The sequence below is a fragment of the Fluviicola chungangensis genome, assembly GCF_007558725.1.
GTDB lineage: Bacteria > Bacteroidota > Bacteroidia > Flavobacteriales_D > Crocinitomicaceae > Fluviicola > Fluviicola chungangensis.
The window spans coordinates 125,322-144,123 of sequence record NZ_VLPL01000006.1 but is presented as its reverse complement, the minus strand read 5'-3'; the positions used below and the strand labels follow the sequence as shown (position 1 = coordinate 144,123).

Annotated in this window: 21 protein-coding genes; 11 read left to right on the top strand and 10 right to left on the bottom strand. The window is 40.0% G+C overall.

The window, feature by feature from the left end; all coding sequences use genetic code 11:
* Nucleotides 1-33: 33 nt before the first annotated feature.
* Both FO442_RS12875 and menA read right to left on the bottom strand, forming a co-directional pair.
* Nucleotides 34-1,068, bottom strand: coding sequence for an o-succinylbenzoate synthase (locus tag FO442_RS12875; RefSeq protein ID WP_144333608.1), 1,035 nt, complete (start codon nucleotides 1,066-1,068; stop codon nucleotides 34-36).
* A complete protein-coding gene (gene menA / locus FO442_RS12870) occupies nucleotides 1,056-1,970 on the bottom strand; it encodes a 1,4-dihydroxy-2-naphthoate octaprenyltransferase (RefSeq protein WP_144333607.1) in 915 nt (304 codons plus the stop codon). The genes FO442_RS12875 and menA overlap by 13 nt, the downstream gene beginning before the upstream one ends.
* A gap of 101 nt (nucleotides 1,971-2,071) precedes the next feature.
* Here menA and FO442_RS12865 point away from each other — a divergent pair, with 101 nt between their 5' ends.
* From FO442_RS12865 to FO442_RS12835, 7 genes are all read left to right on the top strand, one after another.
* Nucleotides 2,072-2,761, top strand: coding sequence for a hypothetical protein (locus FO442_RS12865; protein ID WP_144333606.1), 690 nt, complete (start codon nucleotides 2,072-2,074; stop codon nucleotides 2,759-2,761).
* 225 nt (nucleotides 2,762-2,986) lie between these two features.
* Nucleotides 2,987-3,937, top strand: a complete 951-nt coding sequence (locus FO442_RS12860; RefSeq protein ID WP_144333605.1) for an NAD(P)H-dependent flavin oxidoreductase — start codon at nucleotides 2,987-2,989, stop codon at nucleotides 3,935-3,937.
* Nucleotides 3,930-4,397, top strand: coding sequence for a DUF4442 domain-containing protein (locus FO442_RS12855; protein WP_222101996.1), 468 nt, complete (start codon nucleotides 3,930-3,932; stop codon nucleotides 4,395-4,397). The genes FO442_RS12860 and FO442_RS12855 overlap by 8 nt, the downstream gene beginning before the upstream one ends.
* Nucleotides 4,398-4,502: 105 nt before the next feature.
* Nucleotides 4,503-4,817, top strand: coding sequence for a rhodanese-like domain-containing protein (locus tag FO442_RS12850; RefSeq protein ID WP_144333604.1), 315 nt, complete (start codon nucleotides 4,503-4,505; stop codon nucleotides 4,815-4,817).
* A gap of 8 nt (nucleotides 4,818-4,825) precedes the next feature.
* Nucleotides 4,826-5,467 carry a VTT domain-containing protein gene (locus FO442_RS12845; protein WP_144333603.1) on the top strand — a complete coding sequence of 214 codons (642 nt, stop codon included), beginning with the start codon at nucleotides 4,826-4,828 and terminating at the stop codon, nucleotides 5,465-5,467.
* On the top strand, nucleotides 5,460-6,191 hold the full coding sequence (locus FO442_RS12840; RefSeq protein ID WP_144333602.1) for a shikimate dehydrogenase family protein: 732 nt from the start codon (nucleotides 5,460-5,462) through the stop codon (nucleotides 6,189-6,191). Before FO442_RS12845 ends, FO442_RS12840 begins: the two co-directional genes overlap by 8 nt.
* 49 nt (nucleotides 6,192-6,240) lie before the next feature.
* Nucleotides 6,241-6,870 carry an AlbA family DNA-binding domain-containing protein gene (locus FO442_RS12835; protein ID WP_144333601.1) on the top strand — a complete coding sequence of 210 codons (630 nt, stop codon included), beginning with the start codon at nucleotides 6,241-6,243 and terminating at the stop codon, nucleotides 6,868-6,870.
* Nucleotides 6,871-7,066: 196 nt separating this feature from the next.
* Here FO442_RS12835 and FO442_RS12830 read toward each other — a convergent pair whose 3' ends face one another.
* Nucleotides 7,067-7,327 carry a hypothetical protein gene (locus tag FO442_RS12830; RefSeq protein ID WP_144333600.1) on the bottom strand — a complete coding sequence of 87 codons (261 nt, stop codon included), beginning with the start codon at nucleotides 7,325-7,327 and terminating at the stop codon, nucleotides 7,067-7,069.
* A gap of 150 nt (nucleotides 7,328-7,477) precedes the next feature.
* Between FO442_RS12830 and FO442_RS12825 the strand changes: the two genes are divergently transcribed.
* A complete protein-coding gene (locus FO442_RS12825) occupies nucleotides 7,478-7,672 on the top strand; it encodes a hypothetical protein (RefSeq protein WP_124745017.1) in 195 nt (64 codons plus the stop codon).
* Between the two features lie 176 nt (nucleotides 7,673-7,848).
* Here FO442_RS12825 and FO442_RS12820 read toward each other — a convergent pair whose 3' ends face one another.
* From FO442_RS12820 to mutY, 5 genes are all read right to left on the bottom strand, one after another.
* Nucleotides 7,849-10,197: a M14 family metallopeptidase gene (locus tag FO442_RS12820; RefSeq protein WP_144333599.1), complete on the bottom strand. Its 2,349-nt coding sequence runs from the start codon at nucleotides 10,195-10,197 to the stop codon at nucleotides 7,849-7,851.
* A 128-nt stretch (nucleotides 10,198-10,325) separates the two neighbouring features.
* Entirely contained in the window at nucleotides 10,326-10,910 is a 585-nt protein-coding gene (gldD, locus tag FO442_RS12815) for a gliding motility lipoprotein GldD (RefSeq protein ID WP_144333598.1), read from the bottom strand.
* Entirely contained in the window at nucleotides 10,903-12,225 is a 1,323-nt protein-coding gene (gene gldE, locus FO442_RS12810; RefSeq protein ID WP_144333597.1) for a gliding motility-associated protein GldE, read from the bottom strand. The genes gldD and gldE overlap by 8 nt, the downstream gene beginning before the upstream one ends.
* A 2-nt stretch (nucleotides 12,226-12,227) precedes the next feature.
* Complete coding sequence (locus tag FO442_RS12805) at nucleotides 12,228-12,677, bottom strand: single-stranded DNA-binding protein (RefSeq protein WP_144333596.1); 450 nt, start codon at nucleotides 12,675-12,677, stop codon at nucleotides 12,228-12,230.
* A 110-nt stretch (nucleotides 12,678-12,787) separates the two neighbouring features.
* On the bottom strand, nucleotides 12,788-13,792 hold the full coding sequence (gene mutY, locus FO442_RS12800; protein WP_144333595.1) for an A/G-specific adenine glycosylase: 1,005 nt from the start codon (nucleotides 13,790-13,792) through the stop codon (nucleotides 12,788-12,790).
* A 108-nt stretch (nucleotides 13,793-13,900) separates the two neighbouring features.
* Between mutY and FO442_RS12795 the strand changes: the two genes are divergently transcribed.
* The 3 genes from FO442_RS12795 (at nucleotide 13,901) to FO442_RS12785 (ending at nucleotide 16,531) form a co-directional block, all read left to right on the top strand.
* A complete protein-coding gene (locus FO442_RS12795; RefSeq protein WP_124745023.1) occupies nucleotides 13,901-14,191 on the top strand; it encodes an HU family DNA-binding protein in 291 nt (96 codons plus the stop codon).
* Nucleotides 14,192-14,510: 319 nt separating this feature from the next.
* Entirely contained in the window at nucleotides 14,511-16,058 is a 1,548-nt protein-coding gene (locus FO442_RS12790; protein WP_144333594.1) for an Rne/Rng family ribonuclease, read from the top strand.
* Between the two features lie 2 nt (nucleotides 16,059-16,060).
* Complete coding sequence (locus tag FO442_RS12785) at nucleotides 16,061-16,531, top strand: regulatory protein RecX (RefSeq protein WP_144333593.1); 471 nt, start codon at nucleotides 16,061-16,063, stop codon at nucleotides 16,529-16,531.
* 58 nt (nucleotides 16,532-16,589) lie between these two features.
* Here the strand turns inward: FO442_RS12785 and FO442_RS12780 are convergent, their stop codons facing one another.
* Both FO442_RS12780 and FO442_RS12775 read right to left on the bottom strand, forming a co-directional pair.
* Nucleotides 16,590-17,210, bottom strand: coding sequence for a hypothetical protein (locus FO442_RS12780; protein WP_144333592.1), 621 nt, complete (start codon nucleotides 17,208-17,210; stop codon nucleotides 16,590-16,592).
* A gap of 13 nt (nucleotides 17,211-17,223) precedes the next feature.
* Nucleotides 17,224-18,657, bottom strand: coding sequence for a choice-of-anchor B family protein (locus FO442_RS12775; RefSeq protein WP_144333591.1), 1,434 nt, complete (start codon nucleotides 18,655-18,657; stop codon nucleotides 17,224-17,226).
* Nucleotides 18,658-18,802: the final 145 nt, after the last annotated feature.

Here is an 18,802-nt window from a genome sequence, read left to right as displayed (position 1 = left end):
TTTGATTTAGGGGCAATATTTTAAAAGGGAAAATTAGCGGGTGTAAATGAGATTCCCTTGTTCAATGCGTAAAGGCGCATCAAAATTCGTCTCATACAACCCGCCGGTTCCCAATCCCTGAGGTAATGTAGGATTATAATTTGCTGTGAACTGTGCGATCGCATTTAAACCGATATTGCTTTCCAGGGCGGAAGTGATCCACCAGGGAATTTTTCGCTTATCTGCCAGCTCTATCCATTCTTTCGTTCCGCTGAATCCGCCATGCAAACTCGGCTTTAGAATGATGTATTGAGGATTGATTGTTTCCAGGAGGGTGATCTTTCGGTTAGTTTCATTGATCCCGATCAATTCTTCATCCAGGGCGATGGGTAAAGGTGTTTTCTTACAAAGTACCTTCATGTAGTTCCAGGAGCCGGCTTTAATCGGTTGTTCGATGCTGTGAAGGTTTAATTGAGCTAATTCTTCGAGTTTCCAAAATACATCTTCCATCGTAAAAGCGCCATTTGCATCCACCCGAAGTATCATTTTCGAAGCATCATACCGGGAGCGGATTCCCTCCAGTAATTTCAATTCCTGTTTGAAATCAATGGCTCCGACTTTCAGTTTTATGCAGGTAAATCCGGCGTCCAGCTTCTCTTCGATCTGATCCTGCATGTAGCCCGGATCACCCATCCAGATCAATCCATTGATCGGAATATTAAATCCCGACGGACGTTTGGCTGAATCAAAATAGATTTGCCTTCCTCCGTTTAACAAATCAAACCAGGCGCTTTCCAATCCGAACAGGATAGAAGGATAATCGCGCAGAAGGGCGGGATTCTGAGTAAACAGGAATGGGTTTTGACAAACTTCCGCCAGTTTTTGTTCGTATTGTTCGTCCGAAACATAATCCGGTGACAAACCCGGAATGACCGAACATTCTCCCAATCCGGTTGTTCCGTCAGGATCAGTCAACAGCAGTTTCCAGCCTTTCTTTTGGGTTAAGACCCCGCGACTCGTTCCGCTTGGCCTTTTAAAATCCAAGGTAAAAGCTTCATAGGAAGCATTGGCTTGTTTTAGAGAATCCATTGATTGATCGAAACACTGATTACGTAAAGAACACTGATAAAAAAAGTTCCGAGAGCAACAAGCTTTAATTGAGAGTCCAATTCCTTGGGAACCGTATTTTTCGAAACAAAAATCAGGTGCTTGACAAATAAGATTCCGGGAAGAAGGGAAATAAATCCAAGCCAGTTTTTGGTCAGGATCAAGAAGACAATCCAGCTTATAAAGGCACTGGTGATTAAAAAGAAATGGTATTTCTTAGCATTGGCAGCTCCCAGTTTCACAACCAGCGTGCGTTTTCCGACTTTTTCATCATTCTCACGATCGCGCATATTGTTCAGGTTTAAGACCGAAGTACTTAGAAAACCAATTGTGATCGCCGGAAAAATTAATAACCAGGATAACGTATCGGAAAACAAAGGGTAAACACCGATTACACTTACCAGGCCAAAAAAAATAAAGACAAACAGATCTCCCAGGCCATTGTAACCATATGCTTTTTTTCCGATCGTATACGTAATGGCTGCAAAAACAGAAGCAATTGCCAACCCGATATAGATATAAATACTTGTTGCAGATAGGTTCCTGGTGCCGAAATAAATAAGCAATCCGGCACTTATAAATGATAACAGGGAAGTCAGGATAACGGCATTTTTCATCGCGTTTTTAGAAATTGATCCGGACTGAACCGCTCGCATGGGTCCAACTCGTTCTGCATTATCAGCACCTTTCAAGGAGTCTCCCAGATCATTTGCCAGGTTGGATAAGATTTGAAACAAAAGAGTAGTCGATAAAGCCAAAGAAAAAATAAGGGGGTTTCCATAACCTTGAAAAACAGCAAAGAAAGAACCAACAAGTATTCCTGATATGGATAATGGAAGTGTTCTTAATCGAAGCGCACTGATCCAGTCTGATGAATTTGCCATGGTCAAATTTCGGTATTTTATCCCTTCCTTGTTCGAATTGAGACGTAAACTTTTAGTTTCATCCGAAAAAATGGTTAATTTGGTTAGACCAAATTAAAAGTATGAAAAAACTACTTGGAATCATTCTTCTTTCGGCGGTTTCGCTCGGAGCTCATTCCCAGGAAACAATGGAAGATTCGGGAGAAAAGCGTTTTGTTCTTAAATTTTGCCCTACTCAATTATTTGCAGGAGAGTTTAATTTCAGTTATGAACAGCGTGTTGCACGTATTCTTAGCTTGGAATTGGAAGTTGGACCAACCATTTCACAATTTGGTGTCAACTTCGGGAATCAACGATTGTGGCAAGGAAATGATGGACTGGGAGTTTGGCAATTTCAGTCAATAGGAGAGGATGCAGAGGCAGCTATCGGCTTTCATGTCTCCCTTGCTCCCAAATTCTACCCGACTTCGGAAGACAACCAGTTAAAGGGACTGTATTTGTCCCCTGTTTTTAAGTATAGAAAGTATAATTATATCAATGAAGATATTAATGGAATACTGGACGATGCAAAATCACACCTGGACCAAATGATTTTCCGGTTCAATATGGGATTCCAATTCTGGCCCGGAGACGGGAATTTCAGTATCGACATGTATTTTGGGGTAGGTTTAAGTACCTTTCATATTCAGGGACAATCCCTAGATAGTTATGTAGACGACCAGGGATACACCCAAACCAGATGGAGTTCATTCAGCGATACGGGAATTCGCTTCAATGCGGCTACCGGGTTGAAATTCGGATTTGGCATGTAATAAAAAAGCCTTTAATAATGGATAGCCTTTCTGAGATTAATCGGGAAGGCTTTTTTTGTTAATTGAAAATTGAGAGTGTAAAATTGAAACGTATAGATAATAGGAGGACTCATGCTTACTATATTGAAAGCAATACTTTCTTTCCTTTTTCAATTCTCAATTATAAATCTTTAATTAATATATGCGTGCATAATTATTTGTATATTTGGATGTAATCAATTGAAAATGGAAAAATTAGCTCTCAGCAACTTATTGAATATTGAGCATCCAATTATCATGGCGCCCATGTTTTTGGTTTCGAATGAAGAAATGATCATTGCGGGTACTGAAAATGGAATTGCGGCGGCTATTCCGGCACTGAATTACCGCTCTCCCGAGCTTTTGAGAGAGGGGTTAAAGCGAATGAAAGCAAGAGCGAAAGGTCCGATCGGAATTAATTTGATCGTGAATGCTTCCAATATATATATGGAGGAGCAATTAAAAATTTGTATTGAGGAAGGAGTGGATTTTTTGATTACTTCTCTTGGTTCTCCTAAAAAAGTGATTGATGCAGCTCATGGCAAAAACATCAAGGTCTTTTGTGATGTAACGGATGTTGCGTATGCAAAAAAAGTCGCAGAATTGGGAGCGGATGCTGTCATTGCAGTAAATAATAAGGCTGGTGGTCATGCCGGAAGAATCGATGCACCGACCCTGATCAAGAGCATTAAAGAAGCTATTTCCATTCCTGTTATTTCTGCCGGAGGAGTTGGAACGAAAGCGGAAATGGACAAACTCATAGCTGCGGGCGCAGACGGATTTTCTATCGGATCTGTTTTTATAGCCTCGAATGAAGCAGGTGTTTCACAAGAGTATAAGCAAGCGTGTGTGGATTACGGAGCAAAAGACATTGTTATGACCTCCAAATTGTCAGGAACTCCCTGCACTGTGATCAATACACCGTATGTAAAGGAAATCGGGACAGAACAATCCTGGTTGGAGCGTCTCTTAAACCGGAACAAACGCTTAAAAAAATGGGTAAAAGCCATGACCTTTTACAGAGGGATGAAATCTTTGGAGAAAGCAGCATTTAGTGCAACATATAAAACTGTTTGGTGTGCAGGACCAAGTATCGAACATGTAAAGTCTATCCGTCCGGTAAAGGAAATCATCGAAACACTAACCAGTCATGAGTAGTCCGAATTTGAAAAAATATGGGATGATGCTTCGTTTGATGGGCATTTTCAAAATCCCGATGATCGGATATGTTCGTCCGAGATTGGTCGAAATCAATGATAACGACGTTATCGTGAGAATCAAACTGAGAAGGCGTACAAAAAATCACCTCAAGAGCATGTATTTTGGAGTTTTGGCAGTTGGAGCAGATGTTACGGCTGGATTGCATGCCTTTTATTTTTGTGATGAGCTCAATGTGCGTCCTTCATTTGCATTTAAAGCAATGAAGTCTGAGTTTGTAAAGCGTGCAGAGACAGATGTGATCTTTAGCTGTAATGAAGGAGCTGTAATACGGGAGCAAGTTCTAAGGGCAATTCAAACGAATGAAAGACAGAATCATTGGGTAAAAGTCACTGCGAAAGATTTGAGTGGCGAAATAGTGGCCCTTTTTGAGATGGAAATCTCTGTGAAAATCAAGTAAACCGATCATTGAAAAGATAACATTGAAGGATATAACTAATCTTTTCAATTCGACATTCTATATTTTCAATTTATAAATAAGTCTATCTTTGCCGAAAAAAAAAGAATGAATCGCATTACTTCCGAAGCTTGCAAACAGCTGCTTCAAAATAATGAAGCAGAACTGATTGATATCCGCGAACCGTGGGAAGTTGAAATTTGCTCTATCGGAGGAACAACAATCCAGATGCATAAAATTCCAGAAGTAGCAGATACAATGGATAAGTCGAAGTATTATATCATCTTATGCAAAACGGGAAGAAGAGCAGAATCTGTTGCAAACTTATTGGAATGCGCACATGGTTTTCAGCATGTTGCTATTCTTGAAGGAGGAATAACAGGCTGGTTCGAAACGTTCGAACCGACTTATGAAATGTATTAATTGTATCTATGTTAGAATTTTTCCACCAGTTATTTGATCTGGAGCATTTTGGTGACTTCGTTAAAACCTACGAAAACTACATTTATATTATTCTTTTCCTCGTGATCTTTGTGGAAACCGGGTTGGTGATTATGCCGTTTTTACCCGGAGACTCTTTATTATTTACAGCTGGACTTTTTGCTGCCTCGGGAGAATTAAATATTACTTTACTGTTAGGACTGCTGGTCATAGCAGCTGTTCTTGGAGACAACGTCAATTACTGGATCGGCAGAAACATCGGACTCAATGTGTTTAACTGGAAGATCAAAGGAAGACAATTGGTAAAACCTGTTTACCTGGAGAAAACGGAGGCTTTTTTCGAGAAGAACGGCGTAAAGGCAATCATTATGGCCCGTTTTGTTCCTTTTGTCCGGACATTCACTCCTTTTGCAGCTGGAATTGGAAAAATGAATTACCGTAAATTCTTCCTGTTCGATGTCATCGGTGGATTCCTTTGGATCTTTGGATTGTCATTGGCGGGTTACTTCCTGGGAAGCATCGAGTGGATCAAAGATAACATTGAAAAAGTGTGCCTGGGAATTATATTTATCTCGGTCCTTCCGATGATTATCAGCTTCATTCGTTCCAAAATGGGAAAGAAAGATGTCTAAATTCGGATTGGTAGGGAAAAGTTTGGGACATTCTTTTTCGAAGCAGTATTTCGAAGAGAAATTTCAAAAAGAAGGTTTGAATCACACCTTTGAAAACTTCGAGCTGTCTGAAATAGAGGAAGTTAATCTTGTTTTTAGCATACCTGACCTAAAAGGATTGTCGGTAACCATTCCTTATAAGGAGCAGATTATTCCATTCCTTGATTCGTTGAGCGAAGAAGCAAAAGCGATTGGTGCAGTGAATTGTGTTCAGATATCCGGAGAAGGAGAGAAAACAGGATACAATACCGATGCATTTGGTTTTCATCAAATGATCAAACCATTCCTCACCAATGAACATGAGCGCGCACTGATTCTTGGAACAGGCGGGGCTTCAAAAGCCGTTGCATACGTTTTAAAAAGGATTGGACTGGATGTTCTTTGGGTTTCCCGCAATCCAAAAGAAGAAAAGGAATTTGCCTACACAGACATTAACGAGCACATGCTGCGTGCCTGCAAAATCATTGTGAACTGCACGCCTGTAGGAACTTTCCCGAATGTGAATGATTGCGTACCTTTTCCATTTGAATATTTAACGGAAAAGCATTTGTGTGTTGATCTGATTTATAACCCGGAGGAAACCAGGTTTTTGAAAGAGTCCCGTTTGCACAATGCAACAATTTTGAATGGATTTTCCATGCTGAAAGAACAGGCAAATAAGGCTTGGGAAATTTGGAATTCTTAGTAGACCACTCAATCAGCTGAATCGCTTTTTTCTTGTTATTTTTACGTTCATGCAGTCGGTAAAACAGTTGATCAAAGAAGGGGAACACCAACAACAGGATTTCAAATTTCGGATTGATGATTCCAAAAAGATTGCCCGAACACTTGTCGCTTTTGCAAATACAGAAGGAGGAAGGCTTCTGATAGGGGTAAAGGATAACGGAAAAATTGCCGGAGTTGATCCAACGGAAGAAATTCATATGATCGAAGCTGCAGTGGATATGTATTCCAAACCGAAACTGGAATTCCAATCGCGTGTTTGGCAGGAGGATATGAAATTGGTGCTTGAAATTTCCATTGAAAAAGCGGTCAACAAGCCGGTTATGGCATTGGATGAAGAAGGAAAGTGGAAGGCTTATGTCAGAAGAAAAGATCATACCTTGTTAGCGAACAAAATACTTTTGAACGTTTGGAAACACGAGCGTTTTCATCAAAAAAAGCCTGAGAAAATAGGAGAAGAAGAAACTCAATTGCTGTCGATTATTTCTCATAATCCCGGAATTACCCTTAGCAAAATTTACCGGTTATCGAATTTACAGAAGTCACATATCGATCGTTTGATGGTCTTGTTCCTGTGTTGGGATCTCATAACAATGCAAATGAACGAAAACGGAACTTTTTATGAGATTCAGGATCACTAATCCGGTTCTATTTTAGTGATAATCAGCTCCTTTTTTTAGGAATCTCGAAATAAAGTTATATATTCGCGCCAAATTTGAGGATGAATAAAGCTTTTTACATTTCAAGTTTGGTCCTTAGCGTACTATTCAGCATCATTGTACTCTACTACATTGATTCAGTTGCTTCAGCCAGATATATGAATTGGTATAGCGGCTACTATGGCTCAGGATCGGGCGAAACAGAAGAGGCTGGCTTAATCAGTCTGTTTTTCTTTTTATTTTTTATTGTGGCATTTTTACTCGGATTAATCAAAATTAAACGAGTTACAAATAGGGTTTTGTCAATCATTGGCTTGTCTTTATCGGCACTATTTTTACTCTGGGATTTAGTCATGCTGAGCTCTCCGTCGAGCTTGAGTTTTGACGAAGTAGGTATAGGTTTTTTCTTTTTTACACCCGTGATCATGGCTTTTTCCATTGTAGGAATTATCCAGTCGAACAGGTTTAAAAGACAAGGGGTCCTATACAAACAAAAAGTGGAATCAGATTTACTGGATTCCTAAAAAAATATAATTTTAATCGAAGCGTTTAATGTATTATTATATTAGACGAAGAAAAACACAAACAAATGGGTAGACCTCCAACAAAACCAGCAAGATTGCGAGATGGTTTTTACATTGAAGTAAGAAATTCGGGATCACAAGGTATACGAATTAGAAGAGATACTAGAGAGCAAATGCTTCTTGCAGCTGAGGATTATTCACGTACAAAAGACGTAGTAATTCTTGGTGAAATGAAAGATGACAAATGGATTGATCAATAAATCATTCTTCGCATAACATGTGAAAAAAAGGCTTTCCTGGATGGAAAGCCTTTTTTGTGTCTTTAATTTTCCTTTCACTTCGAGTGCCGGTTATGCCGGTTTATCGAAAAGGGCAGGAAGCCAAATTTCTCTGTCTCGATACTTCCCGGAAAAGCAGGGAAACCCGACATGACAAATTAATGAATCACAACCAATTTAATCGGGGACTTTTGCTCAGCAGATCCCTTATAACGCACATAATAAACCCCAACTGACAATTTATCCGTACGAATTTCAACCTTTGGACTCTCTACTGTCTGAGTAGAGACCGTTTCCCCGTTCATGTTTACAATTTCAATAGTTCCGTTTTGAACTGCCTGGTCGAAAATGATATTTGTGTAAGAACTCGCCGGATTTGGTACCATGTGGAATAAGGCTTTCTCATTTTCCGCAAGACCTGTATAATCAATGTTATATAAAACTTCGAAATCGTCAAAGTAAAACCCGTCTCCAACAGTTCCCGGATCCGATTTTAAGATAAAACGAACACGGATACTGTCTCCAATATAATCACTTAAATTGATTTCCTCCAATACCCAGTTTGTCTCAGTTCCTTCGTAAACGGGTTGATTGTTAGGCTGAACTGAGCCGTTTGCACTGTTACCGGAAACAGTGTAATTTCCGCATTGACCTGTCCAGGTAGCTCCATTGTCATTGGAAACCTGGAACTGACAATAATCATAATCAGCCTCAATGTCCCATTTTGCATAGAATCGGATCATTGCTGCTGTTACATGGGTCAGGTCAATGATATTGTTAAACTGGTACGTTCGGGTGACATTGTTTGAGTAATTTCCACTTGGAGAATCCGTAAATGAAGTGCTGGGAGAAACGTAAGTTGAACTCGTTGTAGCCCAACTTCCTGTCCAGTTTGCAGCACTGTTGGCTTCGTCGATAAACTGAGAAGTAATGCTGCCAAAGGTTTTTACGATGGTGTCGTGTTTCGTCCAACCGACGTATTCGGTGTTCAAGACATATTTGATTTCATCTCCAAATTGGATAGAAGGATTCAAGACATAAGAAATCCCACTGTTTTCGCTACCCATGATCGCCAGGTTGTGAATACTGGGAGAACCGACAGATTGAATTCCGGTGATTGGTGTGATGCTGACAGTTACCGGTCCGTTTTCAAGTCCCAGGCGATAAGCACTGTGGCTAAAGTTGCCGGTTGTAGCGCCAATCATTCCGGGATCCAAGTCTTTTACCTCCAAATACCGGTGCGTTAAATGAGATAAGATGAGGTTGGGGAAAACCATATCCTGGCAAATACCGGTAATTTCATTGACTGCCGGCCAAAAACCTCCGCTGGTATTACTGACTTCCGGTGTCATTGCGAAAATTTTAGGTTTCACAACCGTATCGACTTTGTACATGTAGTCGTCAGAATCCCCGGATGCAGGATAAAGAGCGGATGACTTCAAATTCGCATAGCCATTGTATTGGACCATGTGATGTGTAAATGCCTGGAAGTAATTGTGGTCTACTGCAAATTCTGCAGTTGTTGTTCCGATCGGATGAAGAATATCATTTGCATAAGTGTGTGCATTAAAGGCATATTGAAAATCCCTGTTTTCGCAAAACCATTTCATTGCCTGGGTTTCCGGTTCGGAAAAAGGAGCAGTTCCGCAATATGTTTCGTTACTTTGAGTAGTGGTTGTTCCGGTTGTTCCCCAGCCGTAGGAGTAATTGCGATTTAAATCCACACCATAACTTCCGCCACTATTGTGTCTGCGGTTTTTTCGCCACATGCCGCCACCATTCGGATCCGTTGTTTCATTGTAGATATATCCGTCCGGATTGAGCATTGGAACGAAATACATTTCTGTATTATCAACTAAATATTTGATTTCGTCACTGGTGTCGTAGTTTTCAAGTAAATACCACATGTAGAAAATCACTTCGGATAGCGAGTTTGGTTCTCGGGCATGATGAACAGCAGTGTAAAGAACCTCCGGTTCTGCTTCATCCGAATTTGGATTATCACTTAGTCGGATCCAGTAAATGGGCCTGTTCTCAATGCTTAAAAAGTTACTGATGGTGTCTTTTACGGAAATCAGGTTTGGATACTGGGCTGCCATGGCATCAATTTCATCAATGAATTCCTGGTAAGTATAAAACCCACCCATTGTTCCCAAATTGAAATTGGAAGGAACTGCCGGTGTAAATGTTTGTGAGCATGATGTGTTCTTTTCTGTTGAAGGAGAATCCTTGTCCAGGTTGATGTTTTGGCTCACGTAATATGCTTTGACGTCCGGGATAAGGATTTCGACTTCAAAACCTGCTTCGCGCACGCGCTTTATTTCATCTTTGGAGAAATCGGAAATAAAAAAAGTACCGCGTTTTACAACACCATGGTCGATACCTATTCCAAGTTCGGCAAGGACTTGAAGGCCATCAGAATCTGTCAGGATTTTCGCCCTGGAATATTCCTGTGAGAATCCCCAATACGAGATCAGGAATGAAAATAATAGGAGAGTTGTTTTCATAATAGAGTATAGTTTCCTATAAAAATAATGATTCTTATAGATTCTATACTAATCAATTACAAATTCCCGATGATGAATTCCGAATTTGGTTTGAAATAAACTGGAGATGCGATTAATCACGCACCTACTTATTTTTTCTTCCATTCAAGTGTCTCGATCAAATGGAGCAAATCGACTTTTAAGTAATTCAATGACGGGCGAAGCGAATCGTAATTCGGTCTGCAGTTCATCAAAACTTCACCCCGGATGAAATGTGAAGCAGAATCAGTAAGGTAAAACTGGAAATTCGTAGCTACATTCCCTTCAAATTCAAAGAGCGTTCCATAGACTTTTTTGTCTGGGAAAACAAAATTTTGATCTTTGATCTTAGTTGCTTTGATTTGATGCTCGTCCACTTTATCGTTGGATAAATTGATGTATCTAACCAGCGTATCCCTGTTTGGTACCGGGTAATAATTCAGGTATAGAATTCCATTTAAAGGCCCGAGGTTGATTTCTTTGTGATTGGTCAGCTCTCCTTTATAAGTCAATGGTTTGGCAAAATAGGCTTTTGACAGTTCGAAAGAATAAGTAGTGGCATCGTTTATTTTTACGTATTCATGTTTCGGGAAATCGGTTCTTAGATAAGTCGGTGGTTTTGGGATTAATAAATCATCACCACAACTGCTTATCAGAAGTACAAGTAAACAAGCTAAACCAATAATCTTATTCATTTTCCTGAATTGTTTTAATCATTTTTATTCTTCGTTTGTCGGAACTTTCAACGACCAGTTTAATGCTTCCGCAGCGAATGTATTCGTTATTTCTTAGAATCCTGCCGGCTTGTTCAATAATAAATCCGCCAATCGTATCGGATTCTCCTTTTATTTGCTCGAAATCCCTCCCGTCGATATCCAGAACTTTGTAGAAATCAACCAGGGAGGTTCTGCCCTCAAATAAGTAAGTTGAATCATCGATCTTGGTATAAATCAGATCATCGTCATCAAATTCATCGGTAATATCTCCAACAATTTCTTCCAGTACATCTTCCAATGTTACTAATCCGTTTGCCCCGCCATACTCATCTACAACGATGGCCATGTGCATTTTCATATCCTGGAATTCCTTGAGCAAATCATCGATCTTTTTGTTTTCGGGTATGAAATACGGTTTCCTCAGGAGTGACTTCCAATCAAATGACTCCGTGTTAATGAAAGGGAGTAAATCCTTGATGTATAAAATTCCGGTTACATTGTCAAAGGTCGTTTCATGAATCGGAATGCGCGAATAACCGGCATCCAGAACAACATCCAATACTTCTTGAAAACTCGCTTCGTTGGAAATGGTTACAATATCCAGCCGGGATTTCATGATTTGTTTCACCTCTGTGTTCCCGAATTTGATGATTCCTTCCAGGATGCGGTGTTCGTCTTCGTTGTCGGTGTCTTCCTTCGTCAGGGCCAATGCGTGTTCCAGGTCATCGGCAGATAAATTGATGCCTCGTTTCTTTGCTCTGCGGTTGATCATGTTTGTTCCGTTAACCAAAAGCCAGCGCAGCCAGGAGAAAGGAGGAAGGATATTGATGATTGTAATCGGGTTAGCCATGAAACGAGCCGTAGACAATGGGTTTCTGGAAGCGTATAATTTAGGGGCAACTTCACCAAGCAAAAGCAAAAAAGTAGTAATCCCGACAACTTCGATTAAGAACCGGATGGTATTCGGCTTGTTCGAATCCGGGAAAAACTGGTCAATGACTTCCGTTGAAAGGATAACGATACAAACATTTACAAAATTGTTTGTGATCAGGATAGCAGCCAGTAAATCTTTTGGTTTTGAAAGCAGTTTTAAAATTGCCTGAGAACTTCTCGATTGCTCTTCTCCCAGGTTTTTCTTTTCTGTAGGCCCCAATGCAAAAAAAGCAACTTCGGATGCGGAGATTAATGCTGAGCAGGCAATTAGAATGAAAATAACGATCAGTGAAATAATATGGTCAGATACATTGAATCCGGCATGAATACTATCTGAACTTAATCCGGGTATGCTATCCATGTTTAAAATGGTAAATCATCGTTGGGACTGATATCCAAATTCATCGGACTTGGATTTTGCGGTTCTTCTGCAGGATACGGAGGAGTTGCGGTTCCCATCGGTTTTTCCTGATCTCCCCTGGGAGTGAGAATAGTGAGTTCATCCGCTACCACTTCTGTTGTGTAACGCGTTGTCCCGCTTTGATCGGTCCAGGAACGGGTTTTTAGTTTTCCTTCTATATATACTTTGATGCCCTTGCGCACGTACTTTTCAACGACTTCAGCCAATCCCCTCCAGGCAACAATATTGTGCCAATCGGTATTGTCCTTGCGTTCTCCGGTTGTTCTGTCTACATACGTTTCAGATGTTGCTATCGGGAAACTTGCAACCACCGTTCCGTTTTCCAAGCGTCTTACTTCCGGATCTTTCCCCAGATTCCCGATCAAAATAACCTTGTTTACACTGCCAGACATAATTTCAAACTTTATAAATATAAAATTACGAATTCTTAAATGAATTGAAAATGTAAAATTTAAAAGTTGAGTAGTTTTCATTTTTCAATTTTCCCATTCTCACTTTTTACTTAGGAATCAGACTCAAGGTATTTCTCCATTAAACGGTGAATCGGGTAATCGGCAAGTTGGTTTTTATCAACGAATGTGAGGTCCAGCCCTTCGATTTCCGATTTTTCGGTTTTATAGAAATAAGCATAAATATGCTGATGACTTAAGATGTGCTTGGTTTGATAGCAAAGCGTTGCGGAGTCTTTGAATTCGGAAGGAACCGAATCATTGTCACTTTCAATGAGTGGGAATTCGTATAATTTTTCCCACACATCTTTACCGGTCCGTTGGTCCAGGGCGATCTCCAGCTCTTTTTCAATATGCAAATAATGGAAATAGCGTTTGCGGACTTTTGTTTTCCCTTTCTTTACCGGAAGCTTTTTGATCAGTTCAGGGTTGAATGCACTTCCACAACTTTGGTTTAGGACACAGGATTCGCAATCAGGATTATTGGGTGTGCACTGGATGGCTCCGAATTCCATGATCGCCTGATTGAACAAGGCCGGATCACTTGTCGGAATTAGTGAATCTGCCAATTCCTGGAATATCTTTTTGCCTTTTCCGGTATCGATTGGTTCGTCAATACCGTAATAACGGCTCAAAATACGGTATACATTTCCATCTACCACTGCATGGGGTAAATCGAATGCAAAAGAAGAAATGGCAGCGGCGGTATACGGGCCGATTCCTTTCAAGCGGATAATCTCAGCATAGGTCTGAGGGAATTCTCCGCCAAATTCATCCCGGACCTGGCGAGCTGTTTGGTGTAAATTCCGTGCTCGGGAATAATATCCCAATCCTTGCCAAAGTTTTAGAACGGATGCTTCATCTGCGTTTGCAAGTTGGTTCAAAATGGGATAATTTTCGATGAATTTTAGGTAGTAATTCATTCCCTGATCGACCCTCGTTTGTTGCAAAATGACCTCCGATAACCAGATGAAATAGGGGTTTTTTGTGTTTCTCCATGGGAGCTCACGCGCATTTAGTCTGTACCAATCGCTTATTAGTAGAACAAAATCAGCCATTTAGGGAAAAAATTGAACATTTTTAAAAATAAAGCAAAAATAAACGCTTTTGCTGACTACTTTTGCACCTGAAAATCACATTGTTGAAAAACTTTAATTTATAATAAGATGACAAAGGCAGATATCGTTGCTGAGATTGCAGAGGAAACAGGATTGGAAAGAAATGAAGCACAGAAAGCTGTTGAAGCTTTTATGACTTCTATTAAAACTTCTTTGACGAAAGGTCAGAACGTTTATTTAAGAGGTTTTGGTAGCTTCATTGTGAAAGAGAGAGCAGAGAAAACAGGGCGCAATATTTCAAAAAACACAACGATTATTATCCCGGCTCATAATATTCCTTCATTCAAACCGGCTAAAACGTTTGTTGAGGAGGTGAAGAACAAGGTAATTGTGAAATAATTCCATCTTTTTTACTACAACTAGTTTGTAGCAAAACTTATTTTAATATCTTTGCACTCCTGTTTGACGCAGGAGTGCTTTTTTTAAAAGCTGTTGAAATTGAAATAATTGAATTAATAACCATAAAATAATATTGCTATGCCAAGCGGTAAGAAAAGAAAAAGACATAAAATGGCGACGCACAAGCGTAAGAAAAGACTAAGAAAAAATCGTCATAAAAAGAAGAAATAAGAATCTTCTTAAAGATAGTTGGAAGAGCTTAGTAAGTTATTTTGCTTACTAAGTTTTTCTGTTTTAGTTACTTTCTAATTATACGTTCGTGAGTTTAGAACTAGTTGTTGACACCCGTGATGGTGGTGTTTGGCTTGCTCTCTTGCGCGATGGGAAATTGATTGAGCTGCATCAGGAGCAGGGAAGTACCGATTTTGCCGTAGGTGATATATACCTCGGAAAAGTCAGAAAAGTAGTTCCCAGCTTGAATGCGGCTTTTGTGGATGTCGGATATGAGAAGGATGCATTCTTGCATTACCTCGATCTGGGACCGCAATTTCAATCGTTGAATAAATTTACCAAAGATACTCTGCAAGGGAAGCAGAATGTCGCTGACCTGCTTTACTTTAAGCCGGAAAAAGACATTCCAAAAGATGGAAAAATTACCGAAATTGTATCCACTACATCACCAATTTTGGTCCAGGTTGCAAAAGAACCGATATCAAGCAAAGGACCGCGTTTAAGTGCAGAATTGACACTTGCGGGCCGGTATTTGGTTTTAGTGCCGTTTTCGGAAAAAATTTCGATCTCCCAAAAAATTAAAAGTCAGGAAGAGCGCGATCGTTTGCGTCATTTAATGGACGATATCAAACCAAAGAATTTTGGTGTGATTATTCGTACTGTTGCTGAAAACAAAAAGGTCGAAGCAATTGATCAGGATCTCCGAAACCTGATGGAGAAGTGGAAAAATATGCATGCCAATTTGAAGCAGGCAACTCCGCCCCGTCGTGTTTTAGGTGAAATTGACAAAACTTCATCCATTCTTCGTGATTTATTGAATGCTGATTTCTCGAATATTCATGTGAGCGATGAAAAGCTGATGTCGGAGCTAAAGGAATACATCAGCGGAATTGCTCCTGGTCGTGAGAAAATCTTGAAATTATATGACGGAAAACTCAATATTTTTGAGCGTTTCGGAGTCAATAAGCAGATTAAAACGATGTTCGGTAAAAAGGTTCCGCTGCCTTCCGGTGGTTACCTGATCATAGAACATACGGAAGCAATGCACGTAATCGATGTAAACAGCGGAAACCGGAAAGGTGCAGACGGACAAGAGTCCAATGCATTGGCTACCAATATTGAAGCTGCGGAAGAAATTGCCCGTTTGCTGCAATTGCGCGATATGGGTGGAATCGTTTGTATCGATTTCATTGATATGCACGATAAGGAAAACAACAAGGACTTATTTGAGAAACTGAAAGAGTTTATGCGCTCAGACAGAGCGAAACACAATATTCTTCCTCCTTCCAAATTTGGTGTTGTGGAAATTACCCGTCAGCGTGTGCGACCGGAAACAGATATCAATACTTCTGAAACCTGTCCGACTTGTAACGGAACAGGGGAAGTACAAGCATCTATACTCTTTGCGGAAGAAATTGAAATGAATTTAAATTTCCTTTTAGGAGATAAGAAGGAGAAAAAAGTTTCGCTTTTGGTTCATCCGTATTTGGAAGCCTACTTCAAAAAAGGATTCATTTCGAAACAATGGAAGTGGTTCTTTAAATATAAAAAATGGGTCGATGTGCGTGGGGTAACTGCATATCACTTACTGGAATACAATTTCCTGGATAAAGATAATAACGAAATTGCTCTCTAAAAATGGGGAGCAATTTTTCGTTTCTGGAAGCGAAGCACAAGATAGAATCTTATTGTGCTTACCAGGACAGAAGTCATTTCGAAGTGAAAAACAAATTATTTTCCTGGGGATTAAGTTCAGAGCAAACAGATCAGTTACTGGCTTATTTAATCGAGAATAAGTTCCTGGATGAAGGCCGTTTTGCCGAATCCTATGTATCGGGGAAACTGCGTATCAAACATTGGGGAAGAATTAAGATCCGCCAAGGGTTGAAACTGAAACAAATCCCGGAAAGGATTATTCGGCTGGCTTTTGAAACTATTGATCCGGATGAATATTACAAGATACTGAAACACGAAATCACTAAAAAACAAAGGGACCTTTCTGCTGAGAAAGATCCCTGGAAAAAGAAGGCGAAAATCCTTCGGTATGTTCAATCAAAAGGTTTTGAAAACGATTTGATTTTTGAGGCTATATCAGAAACAGAGGATTGAATGCGTGTCCATGTCTCACTACTTCTGCCGCGTCAGTACAGGACATATCTTTTCTGAATTATTTAAACGTCGACTTCTTAAACAAATCCAGCATTTTCTTCTTGTCGGCTTCGTTGTTGTAAGAAATAGTAACGGTCATGAATTTTCCCTTTACCAATGCATTCATCAATAGCTGAGTGGCGAAAACTTTTGCTTCACGATCATTGATAGAAACTTCGAAGGTATCAAATGTAACCCCGCTAATGGTTAGTTTGCCCGCTACGGTGTCGGTATACATTCTGCGTTCCAGGTAATTGTTGTAGATCATTTGGTGATTATTGGCAACAATGCGTTTGTAAGAAGCTTCATCTCCTGAAAAATCCTCCCAGCTCGACTGGAAATTATTCTCAAAATTCTTTTGAAAAGCAAGTGTACGTTTGATTCCGGACATGTCGGAAGTCGTATCGTCAACGGAAGCCTTGCTTCGTTCGTCCAAAGATTCCAAACTCGATTTGGAGGTGATGATCCAGTTATCCGGGAATTCCATGGTCCAACCCAATGCCTGACTGGTATACTTATTACCGTCAAAAGTACCTTCATCCACTTCTTTCGAATAATCTTTTTTTGCCGGTCCTCCACAAGCGCCGAAAATGAAAAGCGCGATAGATACTGCGGGGATAATTACGTGTTTTAAGTTCATATGTTCTGTTTATTTAAATAACTACTATTTTTCGGATAATCTCCTGCGATTCATCTGCGCCATTATAAAGATCGATTTTTATCTGATATGTTCCTGCAGAAAAATGAACAGGAATTTCCACATAATTGAAATGTGCACTAATTCCATTCGAAACTTGCTTCCCGCTCAGATCATAAATTTTCCATTCGGCCTTTACCGTTTCGATCGGGATGGTCATAAAAATGGATTCCGAACTGGAAACCGGGTTGGGGAATAAATCGATTTCGCTGGTAAGAGGAAATGATTTGAGCATTTTTTTTCGGTCAAAATTCAATAAAAACAATCCGTATTGCCTGTCAGAAACAAGCAACCGCTGCGAGGGAAGATCAGCAAAAATTCCCCAATTGCCATTCATTTTATATGGATTATCATCCGGATAGGTATCGTAATGGGCAATTTCCAGCGGAACGGTGTAACGCAAGTCAAAAATACGGAGGCCTTCGTTGTAATAAGCCACAAAGGCGAACTCATTGGTTGCTTTGATGTTATGCGGAACGGATCCGTTTTCATAATTAGTCCCGAAGTAATTTTTAATGCTTATCAAAGAGCCGTTGAAATCGCAATTTTTAACACGTTTGCCATTGGTTTCATCTGCAAACAGGTAGCGCGTTCCATCGGGAGTTAGCCAGCCCTGGTGATTGTATCCCTGGTCGGTATAAATGGATTTGGAATCCAGGTATGTCGGAAAAGCTGTATTGGTGAAATTGTAAACTTTCAGCCCGTCATAACCGCAATTCAGGATCGCTGTTCCGTTTCTGACATAGATATCGTGTACTTCATTGACATCATTTGGTCCGCTCCACAGTTCTTGGAGGTTCAGTGGATCGGCGAGTGAAAAAATTTTCATCGGCGCATCAATCAATTGGGTATTGACCGTACTTCGGTGAATGCAGGAATAGAATTTTTCCTGGACAGGATCAATAAAAATATTGTGAACGCGACCGAATTGGAGCGAGTCTTCCTTTGCCAGGTGAACGGAGTCGGGAAGGTATTGCAAGTCGATAATTTGCAAACTGCTTACACCTTCATCACAAACAGCATACAGGTAATGTTGAAAAACAGCATATTCCCGGTGCTGTACAAAAGTACTTGAATAACGCCCCTTGATGAAACCTTTCGGGACAAGTTTGTTTTGGTTATTGACAAGGAAAACATGTGTTCCTTCCGTTGATCCTATGACCGCATATTCGTTTCCGTTTTGCACAAAACCAAAGCAATCGGAATAGCGGACTTTCGAAGAATTGGAGATCAAACTGTCCTGGTGCCATTGATCTAGCAGGGTGATGTTCCGAAATGTTTGAGCAAATAATCCCTGATTCAGGCAAAGTGAAAATACTAAAAACGTTATTTTGGAACCCCATTTCATCTGTATCAAAGATAAATAATATTGGGAGTCAGTGTGGGACATTCCTTTAAATGTAATGAATATCAATTGAAGTGTCAATGGAATGTATTCATCTGACTGGAATAGTTTAACCGATTAAATCAGGCATAAAAATTTTGGTTTCCGGAATTCTAAAATATGTTAGAAACTCTATAAATTCGTTGAAGGA

Coding starts and splice junctions, on each gene's coding strand:
- FO442_RS12875 (WP_144333608.1), bottom strand. CDS start 1,068: ATGGATTCTCTAAAACAAGCCAATGCTTCCTATGAAGCTTTTACCTTG.
- FO442_RS12840 (WP_144333602.1), top strand. CDS start 5,460: ATGTCTAAATTCGGATTGGTAGGGAAAAGTTTGGGACATTCTTTTTCG.
- FO442_RS12835 (WP_144333601.1), top strand. CDS start 6,241: ATGCAGTCGGTAAAACAGTTGATCAAAGAAGGGGAACACCAACAACAG.
- gldD (WP_144333598.1), bottom strand. CDS start 10,910: ATGAATAAGATTATTGGTTTAGCTTGTTTACTTGTACTTCTGATAAGC.
- FO442_RS12785 (WP_144333593.1), top strand. CDS start 16,061: ATGGGGAGCAATTTTTCGTTTCTGGAAGCGAAGCACAAGATAGAATCT.
- gldE (WP_144333597.1), bottom strand. CDS start 12,225: ATGGATAGCATACCCGGATTAAGTTCAGATAGTATTCATGCCGGATTC.
- FO442_RS12830 (WP_144333600.1), bottom strand. CDS start 7,327: ATGGAAAAAGCCATGATCACGGGTGTAAAAAAGAAAAAACCTATACCT.
- FO442_RS12850 (WP_144333604.1), top strand. CDS start 4,503: ATGAATCGCATTACTTCCGAAGCTTGCAAACAGCTGCTTCAAAATAAT.
- menA (WP_144333607.1), bottom strand. CDS start 1,970: ATGGCAAATTCATCAGACTGGATCAGTGCGCTTCGATTAAGAACACTT.
- FO442_RS12780 (WP_144333592.1), bottom strand. CDS start 17,210: ATGAACTTAAAACACGTAATTATCCCCGCAGTATCTATCGCGCTTTTC.
- FO442_RS12775 (WP_144333591.1), bottom strand. CDS start 18,657: ATGTCCCACACTGACTCCCAATATTATTTATCTTTGATACAGATGAAA.
- mutY (WP_144333595.1), bottom strand. CDS start 13,792: ATGGCTGATTTTGTTCTACTAATAAGCGATTGGTACAGACTAAATGCG.
- FO442_RS12805 (WP_144333596.1), bottom strand. CDS start 12,677: ATGTCTGGCAGTGTAAACAAGGTTATTTTGATCGGGAATCTGGGGAAA.
- FO442_RS12845 (WP_144333603.1), top strand. CDS start 4,826: ATGTTAGAATTTTTCCACCAGTTATTTGATCTGGAGCATTTTGGTGAC.
- FO442_RS12820 (WP_144333599.1), bottom strand. CDS start 10,197: ATGAAAACAACTCTCCTATTATTTTCATTCCTGATCTCGTATTGGGGA.
- FO442_RS12795 (WP_124745023.1), top strand. CDS start 13,901: ATGACAAAGGCAGATATCGTTGCTGAGATTGCAGAGGAAACAGGATTG.
- FO442_RS12865 (WP_144333606.1), top strand. CDS start 2,072: ATGAAAAAACTACTTGGAATCATTCTTCTTTCGGCGGTTTCGCTCGGA.
- FO442_RS12825 (WP_124745017.1), top strand. CDS start 7,478: ATGGGTAGACCTCCAACAAAACCAGCAAGATTGCGAGATGGTTTTTAC.
- FO442_RS12860 (WP_144333605.1), top strand. CDS start 2,987: ATGGAAAAATTAGCTCTCAGCAACTTATTGAATATTGAGCATCCAATT.
- FO442_RS12855 (WP_222101996.1), top strand. CDS start 3,930: ATGAGTAGTCCGAATTTGAAAAAATATGGGATGATGCTTCGTTTGATG.